General features: G+C 36.0%; 14 protein-coding genes. 4 read left to right on the plus strand and 10 right to left on the minus strand.

Annotated elements, in window-relative coordinates; genetic code table 11:
• Positions 1-41: 41 nt before the first annotated feature.
• Genes ACERDH_RS07290 through yfmF form a run of 7 tightly spaced genes read right to left on the minus strand, consistent with a single transcriptional unit; the run spans position 42 to position 6,432 of the window.
• Positions 42-836 (minus strand): energy-coupling factor transporter transmembrane component T family protein, encoded by a 795-nt coding sequence (locus ACERDH_RS07290; protein WP_000377896.1) that lies wholly within the window; start codon positions 834-836, stop codon positions 42-44.
• Positions 829-1,668, minus strand: a complete 840-nt coding sequence (locus tag ACERDH_RS07295; RefSeq protein ID WP_000510424.1) for an energy-coupling factor transporter ATPase — start codon at positions 1,666-1,668, stop codon at positions 829-831. The genes ACERDH_RS07290 and ACERDH_RS07295 overlap by 8 nt, the downstream gene beginning before the upstream one ends.
• Positions 1,653-2,480 carry an energy-coupling factor ABC transporter ATP-binding protein gene (locus ACERDH_RS07300; RefSeq protein ID WP_000843637.1) on the minus strand — a complete coding sequence of 276 codons (828 nt, stop codon included), beginning with the start codon at positions 2,478-2,480 and terminating at the stop codon, positions 1,653-1,655. The genes ACERDH_RS07295 and ACERDH_RS07300 overlap by 16 nt, the downstream gene beginning before the upstream one ends.
• Complete coding sequence (pgsA, locus tag ACERDH_RS07305) at positions 2,477-3,022, minus strand: CDP-diacylglycerol--glycerol-3-phosphate 3-phosphatidyltransferase (RefSeq protein WP_000712122.1); 546 nt, start codon at positions 3,020-3,022, stop codon at positions 2,477-2,479. Before pgsA ends, ACERDH_RS07300 begins: the two co-directional genes overlap by 4 nt.
• A 10-nt stretch (positions 3,023-3,032) precedes the next feature.
• The gene (rodZ, locus tag ACERDH_RS07310; protein ID WP_020902620.1) at positions 3,033-3,860 is read right to left on the minus strand and encodes a cytoskeleton protein RodZ; all 828 of its coding nucleotides are present in this window, start codon (positions 3,858-3,860) and stop codon (positions 3,033-3,035) included.
• A gap of 41 nt (positions 3,861-3,901) precedes the next feature.
• The gene (yfmH, locus tag ACERDH_RS07315; RefSeq protein ID WP_023948191.1) at positions 3,902-5,185 is read right to left on the minus strand and encodes an EF-P 5-aminopentanol modification-associated protein YfmH; all 1,284 of its coding nucleotides are present in this window, start codon (positions 5,183-5,185) and stop codon (positions 3,902-3,904) included.
• The gene (yfmF, locus tag ACERDH_RS07320; RefSeq protein ID WP_023948189.1) at positions 5,182-6,432 is read right to left on the minus strand and encodes an EF-P 5-aminopentanol modification-associated protein YfmF; all 1,251 of its coding nucleotides are present in this window, start codon (positions 6,430-6,432) and stop codon (positions 5,182-5,184) included. The genes yfmH and yfmF overlap by 4 nt, the downstream gene beginning before the upstream one ends.
• 158 nt (positions 6,433-6,590) lie before the next feature.
• Between yfmF and yaaA the strand changes: the two genes are divergently transcribed.
• Complete coding sequence (gene yaaA / locus ACERDH_RS07325) at positions 6,591-6,959, plus strand: S4 domain-containing protein YaaA (protein WP_386685578.1); 369 nt, start codon at positions 6,591-6,593, stop codon at positions 6,957-6,959.
• Positions 6,960-6,961: 2 nt separating this feature from the next.
• The gene (recF, locus tag ACERDH_RS07330; RefSeq protein WP_386685579.1) at positions 6,962-8,059 is read left to right on the plus strand and encodes a DNA replication/repair protein RecF; all 1,098 of its coding nucleotides are present in this window, start codon (positions 6,962-6,964) and stop codon (positions 8,057-8,059) included.
• A 50-nt stretch (positions 8,060-8,109) separates the two neighbouring features.
• Here the strand turns inward: recF and guaB are convergent, their stop codons facing one another.
• Positions 8,110-9,588 carry an IMP dehydrogenase gene (gene guaB, locus ACERDH_RS07335; protein ID WP_000073401.1) on the minus strand — a complete coding sequence of 493 codons (1,479 nt, stop codon included), beginning with the start codon at positions 9,586-9,588 and terminating at the stop codon, positions 8,110-8,112.
• 151 nt (positions 9,589-9,739) lie between these two features.
• Positions 9,740-10,765, minus strand: a complete 1,026-nt coding sequence (gene trpS / locus ACERDH_RS07340; protein ID WP_000165457.1) for a tryptophan--tRNA ligase — start codon at positions 10,763-10,765, stop codon at positions 9,740-9,742.
• Between the two features lie 205 nt (positions 10,766-10,970).
• Between trpS and ACERDH_RS07345 the strand changes: the two genes are divergently transcribed.
• Entirely contained in the window at positions 10,971-12,593 is a 1,623-nt protein-coding gene (locus ACERDH_RS07345; RefSeq protein WP_000958774.1) for an ATP-binding cassette domain-containing protein, read from the plus strand.
• 59 nt (positions 12,594-12,652) lie between these two features.
• Entirely contained in the window at positions 12,653-15,196 is a 2,544-nt protein-coding gene (locus ACERDH_RS07350; protein ID WP_386685583.1) for a YfhO family protein, read from the plus strand.
• 25 nt (positions 15,197-15,221) lie between these two features.
• Here ACERDH_RS07350 and ACERDH_RS07355 read toward each other — a convergent pair whose 3' ends face one another.
• On the minus strand, positions 15,222-17,864 hold the full coding sequence (locus ACERDH_RS07355) for a YhgE/Pip domain-containing protein (RefSeq protein ID WP_203212915.1): 2,643 nt from the start codon (positions 17,862-17,864) through the stop codon (positions 15,222-15,224).
• Positions 17,865-17,914 lie beyond the last annotated feature (50 nt).

A 17,914-nucleotide genomic window follows, 5' to 3' on the forward strand; every position in this document is an offset into this window, starting at 1 on the left:
AAAAACTGTTACAGTAACTTTTTATCAATTCCTGAAAGCTACTAAGATTTTAAGAAAAATAAGCAACAACCAAGTATGATAATAACAAGAATGGTCAGCGTATCCTTTCGAGTCCATTTCAATTGTCGATATTGACTTCTGCCTTTTCCACCCTGATAACCACGCGCTTCCATTGCGATAGCCAAGGAATCCGCACGTTTTAAACTTGTCGCAAAAAGAGGAATCAAAATGGGAATCATAGCCTTCACCTTTTGAACAATACTTCCTTCTCCAAAATCCACTCCACGCGCTTTCTGTGCATTCATAATCCGCGTCGTATCATCCATCAAGGTTGGGACAAAACGCAAACTCATAGACAGCATCAATCCAATTTCATGAACTGGAACTTTCATACTCTTTAAAGGTGCTAATAGAGCTTCGACAGCTGATGCCAAACTTAAGGGCATGGTCGTTAAGGTTAACAAAGTTGAAAAGAAAATAATCAATACAAAGCGACAAAAGATAATTCCAGCTTGTTGCAAAGCATAATCCGTAATTCTCACAAACGAAAACTCAAATAAAACATTCCCATTAGAAATGAAAAACAGTTGAAAAATAGTTGTGAAGGCAATCAAGAAAAACATAGACTTCAAGCCCTGAATAAAAAATGAAAGAGATACTCCTGACAAAGCAATAAATATCCCTGTCGCTATAAAAAGAATTAGATTCGTCAAGGGATTATTAGCCCAAAAAACGATCAAAATCAGTAGCATCATAGCCAGTAATTTGCTGCGTGGATCCAATCGGTGAACTATCGAATCCCCTGGGATATAACGCCCCAAAATCATACTATCCATTTAGCGACTCCTTGAACTCCTCTATCTTAATCGGTAATCGTTTAAATGACACGCCTCTATCAGCCAATCGTTTACAAAAAGCTGTAATTTTAGGTACTCCCAACTGAACTTCTTCCATAAAAACAACATCTTGAAAGACATCACTAGGTTTACCAAACTTAACTAAACGTCCCTTTTCCATCACATATACCTGGTTCGCATATTCAGCAACATCATCCATCAAATGCGTTACCAAGACAATGGTCATCCCTGACTGGTGGAGTTTTTTGAACAAATTCATCAGCTCTTTTCTTCCCAGGGGATCTAGGCCTGCTGTGGGTTCATCTAAGACTAATATAGCTGGTTCCATGGCAAGTATGCCTGCAATGGCGACACGTCTCATTTGTCCACCTGATAGCTCAAACGGACTACGATCAAAAAGTGATTCATCAATTCCAACCAGAGCCAGTTTCTCACGCGCAATCTGCTCCGCATCTTCTTCAGAAACTCCAAAATTTTGCGGTCCAAAAGCAACATCCTTCAAAACCGTTTCTTCAAAAATCTGATTTTCAGCAAACTGAAATACCAAGCCAACCTGTTTTCTAATTTGACGAATATCTTTGTTTTTAGAAGTCGAGGTGATTAAGGTATCAAAAACTCGTACACTTCCTTGACTTGGCACCAATAAACCATTTAAAAGTTGTAATATAGTCGATTTGCCGCTACCTGTGTGCCCAATTAAAGCCGTATAAGAACCATCTTCAATCGTCAAGGAAACATCCGACAAAGCTGTTGAAGCTAAGGGAGTCCCTTCTTGATACGTAAAACTCACATTTTCTAGAGCAATTCCCATAGTTTATCCTCTAGCTCACTTTCTGTCAAATAATTTTCAGGCAAATCATAGCCATTCTGGCTCAAAGAATGTTTTAATTGATTGGAAAAAGGATCGTCTAATCCAATTTGATCTAAATCATTTCGAGAGAAAAGTTCTCTTGGGCTACTAGTTGATTCAATTTCCCCTTTTTTCATGACCAATACACGATCACTCATGGCGACTTCTTCCAAATCATGTGTAATGGAAATGACCGTCATATCATAGTCTTTTCGAATTCCTTTTACTGTCTCAATCAGTTCTCTACGCCCCTCAGGATCCAACATACTCGTTGCCTCATCTAAGATTAAAATAGCTGGTCTTAGGGCTACAACACCTGCAATAGCCACACGTTGCTTTTGGCCACCTGATAGACGCGCTGGCTCTCTCTTTTTAAAGTCCAACATGCCAACCAAATCCAGAGCTTCTTCCACTCTCTTTTTCATTTCTTGACGAGAAAGTCCCTGATTTTCCAAACCAAAGGCAACATCATCTTCAACAGTCGCTCCAACAAATTGATTGTCTGGATTTTGAAAAACCATACCGATTTGACGACGTATATTCCAAACATTTTCCTCAGTCAATCGTTGACCATCAATTACAATCTCTCCAGATTCTGCTTCCAGTAAACCATCAATTAAGCGAACCGTCGTTGATTTACCACTACCATTATGCCCTACAATCGAAAGCCATTCTCCACGTTTCACGTGAAACGTAATATCCTTCACATCGTAATATTCCTGACTTTCCTTATAGCGAAAAGAAAGATTTTTTACATCAATTACTGATTTCATTTCGAACCAAATGTCCCTTTAAATACATAGGCACTACCCTTGAAATAATCATAGCCAGAGTAGATAGTGAAAAACAAGGCTACATAAAGTAGAACTTGACCAAGCAAAGTCCAATGTAATAGCAAGAAAATAATGGCAAACATCTGACTAAAAGTTTTAATTTTTCCAGGCATTGCTGCTGCTAAAACTGTTCCACCAGTTTCAACTAATAAAAGTCTTAAACCTGTCACAGCCAACTCACGACAGATAATCACTGCAACAATCCAAGCTGGAGCCATTCCTAACTCAATCAGCATAATAAAAGCCGACATAACTAGTAGCTTATCCGCCATAGGATCTGCAAATTTACCAAAATTACTAACCACATTCCATTTACGAGCTAAATATCCATCTAAATAGTCTGTAATACTGGCAATAGCAAAGATAATAGCTGCTACCATATGACTCTCTATCGAATTTCCTACTGTTAAAATAAAGATAAAAATAGGTATAAAGAGAATTCGACCTATTGTTAAGATATTTGGAATTTGTTCTTTTTTCATTCGTTTTTCCTTAATTTTTAGTAAAGGTTACAGCGATTTTTCCAGTCTGAGCTGTTAATTTCGATAAATCAACAGTCTGATTGTCTACTGTTAAGGCAACACCTTTGACAACACCTAAAGTAATTGTCACAGGATTTTTAGTTGAAACGCTTGTTTCCGCACTTTTATTATCCGGTGATAAAGTCACACCACCCTCAAGATCACTTTCTGAAACACTAACCCAACTTCTAGCATCTGACACTGATAATTGCAATTTTGCAGTTTCCTTGCTCGTTTTATAAGCAACTTCTACTCGATTTCCTTCACCTGATACACTTATAGCAGGTTCTATATTTGAAGAACTACTAGATGAGCTACTGCTTGAAGATGGAGTTACAGAACTAGTCGAACTTATTGCTTGGACTACACTATAACTAGACGCAGACGAACGCTCCGGTTGAGTCTGGAGATAATTCCAAACATAATAAGTCACAAAAATGACAATCGATAGTGCAAAAAGTATAAAATAAAATAAAGGTAAAAATGATGCCTTATTTTTCTTACTTGAACGTCTCCTACCTGTCAACTCGTCTTCATCAACATCTACTTCCTCATAAGTAATCATGCTCCCAGAATCATAAGCATCCAAGACAATTCGCTCATCAAGTTCAACTGCCCACGCATACTTTCTCAAAAAAGAACGAGTATAAAATGGACTAGGAAGTTGATCAAAATCATCAGCTTCCATAGCTTCCAACATATCCAACTGAATTTCTGTTTTTTTGTGTAATTCTTCTAAAGTCAACCCTTGGTTGGTTCTAGCTAAACGTAAAACCTCACCAATTGTTTTTTTCCTCATACTTATCATTCCTTCTTTCTAGTGTCTATTATGATTAGTTACTATGATGGGAATATTGTAAAATCAACTATATCCCCTTCATCTATTAAGTGATGCCCTGCTTCAAGGACATCCTCTAAAGTAATTTCCTGTAAAATTTTCGGCAAATCAAAGATTGTCTCACCTTTTCCAAAAGCATCATATTGAGTTGCAATAAATTCAAGAGAGTTCATGCTACTGAAAAATTCTCCAAACATCTCTCTTTTGATAATATCTAAATGATCCTCTGTAATATCTAAATCCTTTGTAAAATTACGAATGGCCTTCCTAAACTGATGAGATAAAGCAACTGGCTCTTTTGTATCCATTGTCAACATAACAAAATGAAAGCGACTTGTAACTTCAACTTCAAGAGATAAGGAAGCATCTATTTTACCTGATTCATATAGTTTTTGAAAACGATCCGAAGTCCAACCAAACATCATTGCAAATAATAATTTTAATAAAATATGATGTCGATAGCAATCATCCTCAGCAACATCTTGTTTACCTCTAACACCAATCGCTAGTTTGGGAGAAGACACTTCCATTCTCATACTGTCTGTTTGCTTTACAGCTTGTAAAAGCAACTTTTCTCTTGCCACTTCATGAACATCTGAATCTTTCAGTTCTTTGCTTTCAAAATAGTCCTGTACTCTTTCCACATCAAAATTACCAACTAAAAACAGAGACATATTTACAGGTTTGTAAAATCTTGTAAAATTTTCTTGCAAATTAGTTAGATTAATTTGGGAAATTGACTCCTCACTTCCAACTATATCAGTTGCTAAAGGTGTGCCAGGATACAAATTCGCTAAAGTTGAAAAGAATAAACACGAATCTGGATCATCTTGATACATTTCTCGTTCTTGCTGAATAATATCCTGCTCTCTTAAAATGGAATCTTCAGTAAAATGTGCTGATGTTACCAATTCATCAAGTAAGTCTAAATTTTCTAAAAAATGATCCGTTGCTGAAAAAAGATAACTTGTTTTTGTAAAGCTTGTAAAGGCATTACTATCTGCACCTAGACTCGTAAAAGCCGACATCAAATCGCTAGCATCTTCTCTCTCAAATAATTTATGTTCAAGAAAATGAGCAATTCCTCCAGGATATTCTTTTACATCTCCGTAAACTTCTGTGACAAGCGTATCTACCGAACCAAACTGTACAGTTACACTCCCGTAAACCTCTTTAAATTCCTTTTTAGGCAAAAGAGCAACTGTCAATCCATTTGACAAACGAGTTCGATAAACCATTTCTTTTACAGCTGGATAGTATTTTTCTTCAAAAACAACCTTTGTCATTCTATTCCTTCCATAAAGTAAATCGCCTGTAGTTTCACATTATTAGCTGCTCTACAAATAGCATCTTTGTCAACTTGCTCGAGTTTTGCAATCCAACTTTTAAAGTCTGCTGAAGATTTTCCAAGTAAGGCATTTTGATAAGCACGTTCAATCAATGAACTTTGATTATCTTGAGAAAGTAACAGATACCGACGAATCATTTCCTTTGTTTGCTCTAACTCAAGCTCTGTAAAATATCCTTTTTTTAAATCAATCAGTTGATTATTCATCATTTTACGAGCCTGGTTACGATTTTCTCGATCGATACCAGCATACATCCTCAAGTATCCACTAAACAAATCAAGCTGACTTGAAATAGTGTAAGCCAATCCAGCATTTTCACGGATGTTTGTAAAGAGCTTAGAGTGAGCAAATCCACCAAGTAAACCATTCATTACAATCATGGGTAAATGTTGCTCATCACCATATTCAGAAGGGCAATGATAGCCTAATTCCAAAATGGATTGTCCCAAATTTTTCCGAACCATACCTTCCTGAAGGATATTGGAATAAGGTTGACAATACTGAACCATCACATCTCCTTTTCGACCTTTAAAGTCAAATGATTCTAATACATTTTGAATTTCAACCTCATTAAAATCACCTAGGAAAAAGAAATCTATTCGATCATTGGCCAAAAATTCTTGGAAACAAGAATAAGAACTTTGTGGAGTTTCAGCTAAAATACGATTTCGTAAATCACTATATTCCAATCTGAGACGTTCATCATGAAAAAATAATTTATCCAATTCTTTATGTGCAAAATAAAAAGAATCATCCATATCAGCTGCTAAACTTGCTAGCAATTGTTTTTTCTCAATTTCAAATAAGGCCGAATCAAACCCATTATCAACTACTACGGGGGAAAAAAGAGTTTCTTTTACTAGTTCCAAAACCTGAGAAGTTAGCACATTTTTCCTACTTAAAAACTCATCACGAACATAGGTGAATGTCAATTCTACAATATGACTTTGCCCTCTTCTGAAACAATTGGTTGACATATCTGTACCGTATAGACTGGCTAAATGTCTTCTCAAATCTTGAGAAGTGGGATACATCTGATTAGCAGTCTCTAGCATACTCGCACTCAACATGCGACCTGAAATCGTATCGAGGGATAATGGAGCGGTAAAACGCACGGCGATTTTGTTCGTTTTAAACTTTTTTGATTGGATAAAATGTGTTGAAATTCCATGCACTAACTCCATGATTTACCTCCTTATATACAGACTTCTATTATATCACGAAAACCTGAAATTTTCTTGTTCTCTGTAACACTTTTGAAATAAAAATCGCTTACATTACTCCTTGTTTCTCTCACTATTTTTAGGAAAATATGGTATAATACCAAAGATTGAGGTGAATTATGGAATACAAATTATTTGAAGAATTTATTACCCTCCAAGCACTACTCAAAGAACTTGGAATTACACATAGCGGAGGAGCTATTAAATCATTTCTCTCTGAACATTCTGTTTACTTTAATGGGGAATTAGAAAATCGTCGTGGTAAAAAACTTCGTATTGGTGATAAAGTTGACATCCCTGACATGAATATTGACATCTTGTTGACACAACCTACTTCTGAAGAACAGGATGAATACCAAGATGATAAAGTTGAAAAAGAACGAATCGCTAAACTTGTCAAGGAGATGAATAAGAGAGTAAAGAAAGACAACTCTAAACCTACTTCATCACTAAAAAGCAAACAAGCTCCACGATTCCCTGGTAGATAATCATGTGGCTACAACACCTATCTCTCAAAACTTTTCGTAACTACAAAGAGACGAAAATAGACTTTAATCCTAAATTAAATGTCTTTTTAGGACGCAATGCACAAGGTAAAACAAATATGTTAGAGGCTATCTATTTTTTAGCCTTAACACGCAGTCATCGAACTCGAACAGATAAAAATCTCATTCATTTTGATGAGGAACAACTTCATCTTTCAGGTCTCGTTCAGAAAAAAACTGGATCCATTCCTCTAGAAATCGAACTAACACAAAAAGGCCGTGTGACAAAAGTTAATCATTTAAAACAGGCACGACTTTCAGATTATGTCGGACACATGAATGTTGTCTTATTTGCTCCTGAAGATTTACAACTAATTAAAGGAGCTCCTTCAGTTCGACGAAAATTTATTGATATGGAGCTTGGGCAAATTAAGCCAATCTATTTATCAGATTTAACCAATTATAATCATATTCTTAAGCAAAGAAATACCTATCTAAAATCAGCTCAAAAAATAGATGAAACCTTCCTTTCAGTACTAGATGATCAGCTAGTCGATTATGGATGTCGTGTAATGAATCACCGCTTAGATTTCATAAAAAAACTAGAATCATTTGGCCGTAAGAAACATTTTGAACTTTCTAATCAGATTGAAGAGTTGTCAATATCCTATCAATCTTCTGTAAAGTCAACTGACAAAGAAGACTTATCAGAATCTTTCAAAATTGCTTTAGAAAAAAGTAGGTCCAGAGATTTATTTAAAAAGAATACTGGTGTTGGGCCTCATCGAGATGACATTTCTTTTTATATAAATGGGATGGATGCTAGTTTCGGAAGTCAAGGCCAACATCGTAGTCTCGTCCTTTCTATAAAATTAGCAGAAATCGAATTAATGGAAAGCATTACTACAGAATCTCCAATATTACTGCTTGACGATGTTATGAGTGAACTTGACAACACTAGACAACTAAAATTATTAGAAACGATTTCTCAGTCAATCCAAACCTTTATTACAACAACAAGCTTAGACCATCTTCAAAATCTGCCAGAAAATCTAAGTATCTTCACTATTCAGGATGGTAAAGTTACTGTAAATCAAAATTGACAACATCGTAAAAGAACTCCTGTTTTCACGGGAGTTCTTTTCATTGTTTTTTACATAGAATAATTTGGTGCCTCATTCGTAATTTGTACATCATGAGGATGGCTCTCTTTCAAACCAGCACCAGACATTTCAATAAATTGAGCGTTATCGTGTAGTTCCTTAAGGTTAGCTGCACCACAGTAACCCATACCAGAGCGAATACCACCAATCATTTGGAAGACAATATCAGCTGCCGCTCCTTTATAAGCAACACGACCTTCAATTCCTTCGGGAACGAGTTTGTTTGCTTCGTTGACAGAGCCTTGGAAGTAACGATCGCTTGAACCTTTCTTCATGGCAGCGATTGATCCCATACCACGGTAAGTTTTGAATTTACGTCCTTGGAAGATTTCAGTTTCGCCTGGAGCTTCATCAGTTCCAGCAAACATAGATCCAAGCATAACAGCATTTCCACCAGCCGCAAGTGCTTTTACAATATCTCCAGAATACTTGATTCCACCGTCAGCAATGATAGTCTTACCATATTCACGCGCAACAGCTGCAGCATCGTAGATAGCTGTTACTTGCGGAACACCAACACCTGCAATCACACGAGTAGTACAGATAGAACCTGGTCCAATACCAACCTTGACAACGTCTACACCCGCTTCATAAAGAGCACGGGCACCCTCAGCTGTTGCAATATTTCCAGCAATCAAAGTACGATCTGGGAAGTGAGCACGAATCTCAGCAATTTTACGCAAGACACCTGCAGAATGACCATGTGCAGTATCAATAACAATCGCATCCGCTCCTGCTTCAAAAAGAGCCTCTGCACGTTCAAATGTATCTGAAGTAACACCTACTGCACCTGCAACTAATAGACGACCAAACTCATCTTTAGCAGCATTTGGAAACTCAATAACTTTTTCAATATCTTTGATAGTAATCAAACCAGAAAGACGACCTTCTTCATCTACCAAAGGAAGCTTTTCAATACGGTGTTCTTGAAGAATACTCTCAGCTGTTGCAAGATCTGTACCCACAGGAGCAGTAATAAGATTTTCACTGGTCATATGATTTGAGATTGGTTGGTTATAGTCTGAAATAAAACGAAGATCTCGGTTTGTCAAAATACCAACCAATTTACGATTTTCAAGTGTTTCAACAACTGGAACACCACTGATGCGGTAACGACCCATAAGCTCATCTGCTTCAGCAATTGTATGTTCAGGCGTCAAGAAGAACGGATCAATAATAACTCCATTTTCAGAACGTTTTACCTTGCGAACCTCGTCTGCTTGTTGAGCAATTGACATGTTTTTATGGATAACTCCGAGACCGCCTGCACGAGCAATAGCAATGGCCATTTGACTCTCTGTAACTGTGTCCATGGCAGCGGTAATAATTGGGATATTTAAAGTCAAATTATCTGCCAATTTAGTTGTTAAATCTGCATCGTTAGGCAACACATGACTTTCAGCTGGAATAAGCAATACATCATCAAAGGTAAAACCTTTTTTCAAAAATTTAGTGTCCCAATTAGACATTCGAAGTTTCCTCTTTTCTTTCTTTTTGAGCTTGACTCTTTTTATATTGTATCTATCATACCATTCTATAAAAATTTGTCAAATATTACAGGGGTAAATAAAAAACTATCTTTTCTTTGAGATAGAAATGATAGTTTCTTGTAAAATAAACTTAGTTAAAGTAATGAAGTCCCATTGCTCCTTTAACCTCAGATAGGGTTTGACCCGCAACTTCACGCGCTCTTTCACTACCTTTTTGAAGCATATTATAAACTTCTCCCATATCCTTAGCAAATTCAATACGGCGCTCACGAATAGGACCCAGTTCACGTTCTAATATTTCAAGTAGATAACGCTTGGTCTTCACATCACCAAGACCACCTCGTTGATAATGTTCTTTCATGTCAGCAATTTCTTGAGCATCTTCTGGACGACCAAAAACATCTAGATAATGGAAAACCATATTTCCTTCAATTTTACCTGGATCCTCAACGCGGATATGATCTGGATCTGTATACATACTCATCACTTTTTTACGCAAAGTATCCGCATCATCAGCTAAATAAATACCATTATTGAGTGATTTAGACATTTTAGCATTTCCATCTAAACCAGGCAAACGCCCTGCTCTCTCATTTTCTGGATAAATACCTTCCGGTTCTACCAAGACATCACAGTTATATGCATTGTTAAAAGAACGAACAATTTCACGAGTCTGCTCAATCATTGGTTTCTGATCTGTCCCAACAGGAACATAGTTGGCCTTAAAGGCTGTGATGTCAGCTGCTTGTGCAATTGGATAAACCAAAAATCCTGTCGGAATGCTTTCTCCAAATCCCTTCTGAGCAATTTCTGTCTTGACAGTTGGATTGCGCTCCAAACGTGCTAATGACACTAAATTCATATAATACATAGACAACTCAGCTAATTCTGGAATTTGGCTTTGAATAAAGATAGTTGATTTACTTGGATCCAATCCAACTGCAAGGTAATCCAAAGCTACATTTCCGATAGACTCTACAATAGTTTGAGGGTCTTTAGCATGATCTGTCAAAGCTTGTTGGTCAGCCAAGAACACAAACATATCATACTTATCCTCTTCCTGTAATAATACTCGATTTTTGAGACTTCCAACATAATGTCCAATATGCAATTTTCCTGTTGGACGGTCTCCTGTTAAAATAATGGGTTTAGTCATTTTGTTCTCCTTCGATATAGTCCCTTCAATTATAGCATTTTTTTAATGAAATAACCGTAATTTATCAAAATAAATCAGCCTTGCTATTTACGGATTTGTGTAAAGGATGCTGTAAATTTAATTTACACAAAATTGACAGATAAAAATTTGAATATTTCCGTATTTTCTAGTAGAATAAATATATTACATATATAGGAGAAAAACATTGCTTACAGTATCTGATGTTTCACTACGTTTTAGTGATCGCAAACTTTTTGATGATGTCAATATCAAATTTACAGAAGGAAATACTTACGGATTAATTGGTGCTAATGGTGCCGGAAAATCAACCTTTTTAAAAATTTTAGCTGGAGATATCGAACCTACTACTGGTCACATCTCTCTTGGTCCAGATGAACGTCTATCTGTTCTTCGTCAAAATCACTTTGACTATGAAGATGAACGTGCCATTGATGTTGTTATCATGGGAAATGAAAAACTTTATAGCATCATGAAAGAGAAAGATGCCATCTACATGAAGGAAGATTTCTCAGACGAAGATGGAGTGCGTGCTGCCGAACTTGAAGGAGAGTTTGCCGAGCTTGGAGGATGGGAAGCAGAAAGTGAAGCCTCTCAACTCCTTCAAAACCTAAATATCCCAGAAGAATTGCACTATCAAAATATGAGCGAATTGGCCAACGGTGAAAAAGTAAAGGTTCTCCTCGCCAAAGCACTTTTTGGTAAACCAGATGTTCTTCTTTTGGACGAGCCGACCAATGGTTTGGATATTCAATCAATTACATGGCTAGAAGACTTCTTGATTGATTTTGATAACACTGTTATCGTAGTATCCCACGACCGTCACTTCTTAAACAAAGTATGTACTCACATGGCCGACCTTGACTTCGGAAAAATCAAACTCTATGTCGGAAACTATGACTTCTGGAAGGAATCTTCTGAACTCGCTGCTAAATTGCTAGCAGACCGTAATGCTAAAGCAGAAGAAAAAATTAAGCAATTGCAAGAATTCGTTGCTCGTTTCTCTGCCAATGCTTCTAAATCAAGACAAGCAACATCACGTAAGAAAATGCTTGATAAGATTGAACTAGAAGAAATTGTTCCATCTAGTCGTAAATATCCATTTATCAACTTTAAAGCGGAACGTGAAATTGGTAATGATCTCTTGACAGTAGAAAATCTAACTGTAAAGATTGATGGTGAGACTATTTTAGATAATATCAGCTTTATCTTGCGTCCAGGTGATAAGACAGCGCTTATTGGACAAAATGACATCCAAACGACTGCATTAATTCGTGCAATCATGGGAGACATTGACTATGAAGGAACTGTCAAGTGGGGAGTTACTACTAGCCGTTCTTACTTGCCAAAAGATAACTCGGCAGATTTTGCAGGAGGAGAGTCAATCCTTGACTGGTTGCGTCAATTCGCAAGTAAAGAAGAAGATGACAATACTTTCCTACGCGGTTTCCTAGGCCGTATGCTCTTCTCTGGAGATGAGGTTAACAAACCTGTCAACGTCTTGTCAGGGGGAGAAAAAGTTCGTGTCATGCTTTCAAAACTTATGCTCTTGAAATCAAATGTCCTTGTCCTCGATGATCCAACCAATCACTTGGACTTGGAATCTATCTCAAGCTTGAATGATGGATTGAAAAACTTTAAAGAATCAATCATCTTTGCCAGCCATGACCACGAGTTTATTCAAACTCTAGCCAACCATATCATTGTCTTGTCTAAAAATGGCGTCATTGACCGTATCGATGAAACCTATGATGAATTCCTAGAGAATGCAGAAGTACAAGCAAAAGTTAAAGAACTTTGGAAAGACTAAAAAAATTCAAAACTCAGTTGGGTTAACCAGCTGAGTTTTCTAACATTTTATGAGGTAACATGAAATTATTTTTTAAAACATATTGGGCCTATTTTGTTTCTTTCATCATTCCCATAATCATTATGATAGGAGTATATCTATCTCAAGGTATCTACTGGAATAGCGAAACATCTCCACTATTAGGAGATGGGTTTCATCAATACGTTATTTTTGATATAGCTCTAAGAAATATCCTACACGGAAATGGTAGTTTGTTCTACACCTTTACAAGTGGCCTCGGATTGAATTTCTATGCCCTATCTAGTTATTACTTGGGTAGTTTCCTTTCACCACTAGTTTACTTTTTTGATCTAACGAATATGCCAGATGCTGTCTATCTGACAACTCTCTTAAAATTTGGATTGATTAGTTTGTCAACTTACTTTAGCTTAGATAAATTATTTCAATCGATTCCTAAGCCTTTAAAACTAGCTTTATCTACTTCCTATGCTCTGATGAGTTTCACTGTCAGTCAATTAGAGATAAAAACCTGGCTAGATGTTTTTATCTTGATTCCTTTAATTATAACTGGTTTGCAGCTACTGATAACTGAAAAGAAATTCCTATTGTACTTTACAAGTCTGTCAATCTTATTTATCCAAAACTATTATTTTGGCTATATGACAGCATTGTTTCTTATTTTCTGGTATCTCTGTCAAATTTCTTGGGACTTTAAAACTCGAAAATCATCTTTTCTTGATTTCATAATCACCTCCGTTTTAGCTGGTATGGCTAGTTTGATTCTGACTCTTCCTACTCTGTTTGATTTACAGACACATGGGGAAAAATTGACTGAAGTTACAAAGTTTCAAACTGAAAGTAGCTGGTATCTTGATTTTTTTGCTAAGCAATTCATTGGTTCCTTTGATACAACAAAGTATGGGGCTATCCCAATGATTTTTGTCGGACTACTCCCCTTTATTTTGACCATTTTATTTTTTACGCTGAAATCTATTAAGTTTCACGTGAAACTTATCTATGCAATCTTCTTTACATTTCTAATTACAAGCTTTTATATTGAAGCTCTTGATTTATTTTGGCAAGGCATGCATACTCCAAACATGTTTTTACATCGCTATGCTTGGATTTTCTCTACCTTGTTAATTTACACAGCAGCGGAAGTCTTAAATCGTCTGAAAGAAATTAAAATATGGAAATTTTTAGTTTCGCTTTTTCTTATAGTAACAGGATTTTTAGCTACCATCTATCTAAAATCACATTATTCTTTTTTAACAGATTTGAATATTCTGCTGACTCTTGAATTTTTAGTTGTCTATTCGCTTTTACTCCTTGCAGTTATCAAAAAGTTTATCTCTGTAAATCTGTTTGCCATTCTAATCTCTTTATTTATAATGGTTGAAATGAGTTTAAATGCTTCATCTCAAATAGACGGAATTGCTAAAGAATGGGGCTTTGCTTCTCGAAGTGCATATAATCGAGATATCCCAGCTATGGAATCTTTCTCAACATATATTGGAAATCAATTTACTCGTACTGAGAAACTAGAGACTCAGACAGGAAATGACAGTATGAAATTCAACTACAATGGAATCTCTCAATTTTCATCTGTTCGAAATCGTTCAGCAAGCTCTACTTTGGATAAACTTGGGTTTAAATCCTCTGGGACTAATCTCAATCTACGCTATGCAAATAATAGTATTTTGGCTGATAGTTTATTTGGCATCCAGTATAATATCTCAGAAAACCCTATTGATAAGTATGGTTTCCAAGATGTATATCAAAAAGATAATCTTACCCTATATGAAAATCAATACTCTCTTCCGATTGCATTTGCTAGTCAATCTGTTTACAATGATGTCAAGTTCACTGAACACACTCTAGATAATCAGGCCTCGTTTTTAAATCAACTTGCTAACGTCGATTTTGATTATTTTTCTCCAATCCCCTATGAAAAAACTGAAAATACTAATGATTTGACTAGTGTCACAAGTTCTTCAAATGAGGATGCAGCAATCCAGTATCAAATTGAAGTGCCAGAAAACAGCCAAGTTTATCTTTCTTTCACAAACCTTCACTTTTCTAATGACAAACAAAAAAAGGTTGACATCCTTGTCAATGGGAAAAAGAAAACTTTTACAACTGATAATGTCTTCTCCTTCTTTAATCTAGGCTATACAAAAGAGAAAAAGATTTTCAATATCAATGTTAGTTTCCCTGGAAATTCACAAGTATCATTTGAATCTCCTACCTTCTATCGTTTAGATACCAAAACTTTCACCGAGGCAATTCAAAAAATTAAAGAACAGCCTGTAACAGTATCAACTTCTAAAAACAAAGTTTTTGCTACATATGATGTCCAACAAGATACATCTATTTTCTTCACCATTCCTTATGACAAAGGTTGGTCTGCCTACCAAGATGGTAAGAAAATAGAAATTAAACAAGCTCAAACTGGATTTATGAAAGTTGACGTTCCCAATGGGAAAGGAACTATTACACTTTTCTTCATTCCCAATGGTTTTATTACTGGAGCAATCTGTTCCTTTACTTCTCTTTTACTATTTGGAATCTATAATCACAAACGAAAGTCATCTAAGACATAAAAAATCGACCAGTTGGTCGATTTTTTTAATCTTCTTCCATTTTCTTAGGTTGATAGGCTAACATACCTAAACAAATAAATAGTACTAATATAACGGCAAGGAAAATGACTTGATGATGAATATTTCCTGTCATAGAGATTGTTTGTCGTAATCCCGAAACTGAATAACTCATTGGTAACCAAGGATTAATGGCTCTAAAGAAATCATTTGTCAAAGCAAGTGGGTAAGTACCTGCACTTGATGCTAACTGTAATAAAAGCAAAATAAGAGAAAAGAAAGCTCCTATACGGCTATTCCATGTTGTTAAAGCGGTCACCATGGACATGAATACTAAACTTGTTAGGATAATGAGGATAAATGTTCTCATCTCATGATTTGCAGTTAGACCAATAAGATGAACTCCTCCATATACCAAAATTCCTGCTAAAATAGCTATCATACCATTTATTTCAGCTCTAGATTTCAACCAAGACCAACGGCTCTCTGGATGACGTCCTGAAGGCAGCTTCGCAAAGATCATATTTGTTGATATTGCTGCAACAAAAAGAGCAACTGATATCATATAAGGAGCCATTGCGATTCCATTTACAGGAACTTGGTCATTGTCTGTTTTGGAAAGATTGAGTGGATTTGACAAAATCTCTGCATTTTTAGATTCCGTTGATGCTGATTTAAGTTGATCACTAGCATTACTTAGTCCTTGTCCTAAAGAAGCAACTCCTGTCTGTAAATCTTCCAATCCAGAAGTTAACTTTGTTCCACCTTCTGCAAGCTTCCAAGATCCATCTGCCAATTTATTAGCTCCATTCTCTAATTGAGAAGCACCTGAAATTAACTGACTGGATTTGTCAGCTAGTTGGCTAGAGCCTGACTGTAATTTATCAACTCCTGCTATCAATTCTTGACTCTTTTGATTCAATTGGTTAGAGCCAGTTGATAATTTTTCAATACCAGACACTAATTCCGGAGTTTTTTCAACTAATTGACCAACTCCTGCTGTCAAGTTAGAAGATTTTTGTGTCAAGGTAGTTGAGCCTGAAACTAGTTGATCCAGACTACCTGTCAAGGTGGAATTCTTTTCACTTAGTTGACTTGCGCCTTGAGAAACTTTATCAACACCTGCAGTATATGCATTTACACCCGATGTAATAGACTGACTGGCAGGAACTAATTTGCTAGCAACAGCTCCTTGTATCTCTGTTAATCCACTTGACAATCCTGTTAAAGAAGTAGAAGCAAGCGGTAATACTTGATTAACTTGATTTTTTAATATCGAAAGATTAGAAGATTGATTTTGTAAGTTTTCTAAACTTCCTTGTAAACCTTGAACTAAAGCTACAATTGACTGTGCTGATTGAATACTATCAGTCGAATTTTGAGATACAGAAGCACTTATCTCAGCTTGTTGCTCACTTGTCAAAGATTGATAAGCTGCTGTCGATTGAATATTAGCTAATGTAGTCGCTTTATCAGACTGAGCACTTGCTAACATTTGATTAGAAAGAGATACTATACTTGATAAAACAGAATCTAATTGTTTTGTATCTCCAACATCAATATTTTGAATAGCTTGATTTAACTGATTCAAACCAGAAGATAATTGAGCAATTTGATCTTTTTTCTCAGATGAAGCATCTAACTTGCTAGAAAGTTGTTGAATTCCTTCACTTAATTGCTCCATACCCATTCGAAGTGTAGCTGATTGATTGGATAACTGATTAGCACCTGTTGCAAGACTTCCCACTCCGTTTGTATAAGCACTAACACCAGATGAAAATTGATTAAGACCAGCATTGAGCTGAGAAACACCGCCAGTATAGGACTCTACACCAGTATATAGTTGATTGATTCCTCCTACTAATTCAGGACTTTTAGAAGATAATTGACCTAATCCGCTATCTAATTGACTCACTGCACCAGTATATGTAACTAAACCACTATTAAAATTTCCTAAGCCAAGATGAAGTTGTTCAACACCAGAGACATAAGAGGATAATCCTTTAGTAAACTGCTCCGTTCCATTTAAAAATGTTAAACTTGAATCTGCTAAAGAGTTTAGGTTAGTAGTTAATGTTTGACTTCCTGCCACTAACTGATTCGCTCCATCAGTTAGTTTTTCACTTCCAGAAGCTGCTTGACTCATACCATCCTTTAAATCGACCATTTTGTTGAATAAAGCTTTAGTATAGGTCTCGGTTACATTGGTAGAAACACTCTGCTTTAATTGTGTCATTGCAGAATCACTCATCTTGCTGGCAATAAAGCTATGACCACTTGAAGTCTGATAATCGATTTGCATTTGCTCTGGGTGATCCGTTAAAATAGAAGCTGCTTTTTCAGACAAGTCACTTGGCAAAGTGACTACCATATAATAATCACCGTTTTCTAGACCCTTCTTACCTTCTTCTTCATCTACAAAATGAAAATCCAATGATTTATTTTGCTCTAAATTAGACACCATGTCTTTTCCTATAGACATGCTATTACCATTATAGGAAGCCTCTTTATCATTATTGACAACTGCCACAGGTAAGTCAGACACTTGACCATATGGATCCCACATTGATGACAAAAATATGATATTGTACAGAGCGGGAATAAGAGAAATCCCTATCATGACAATAATAAAAGTTGGTTTTTTAAAAATTGCTTTCCATTCTTTAAACATAGTTTCTCCTTTTTTAAACATATTGTCTAAAATTTTGATATAATAGATTA

Origin of the sequence: Streptococcus bovismuti, assembly GCF_042436615.2 — a bacterium.
Taxonomy (GTDB): Bacteria; Bacillota; Bacilli; order Lactobacillales; family Streptococcaceae; genus Streptococcus.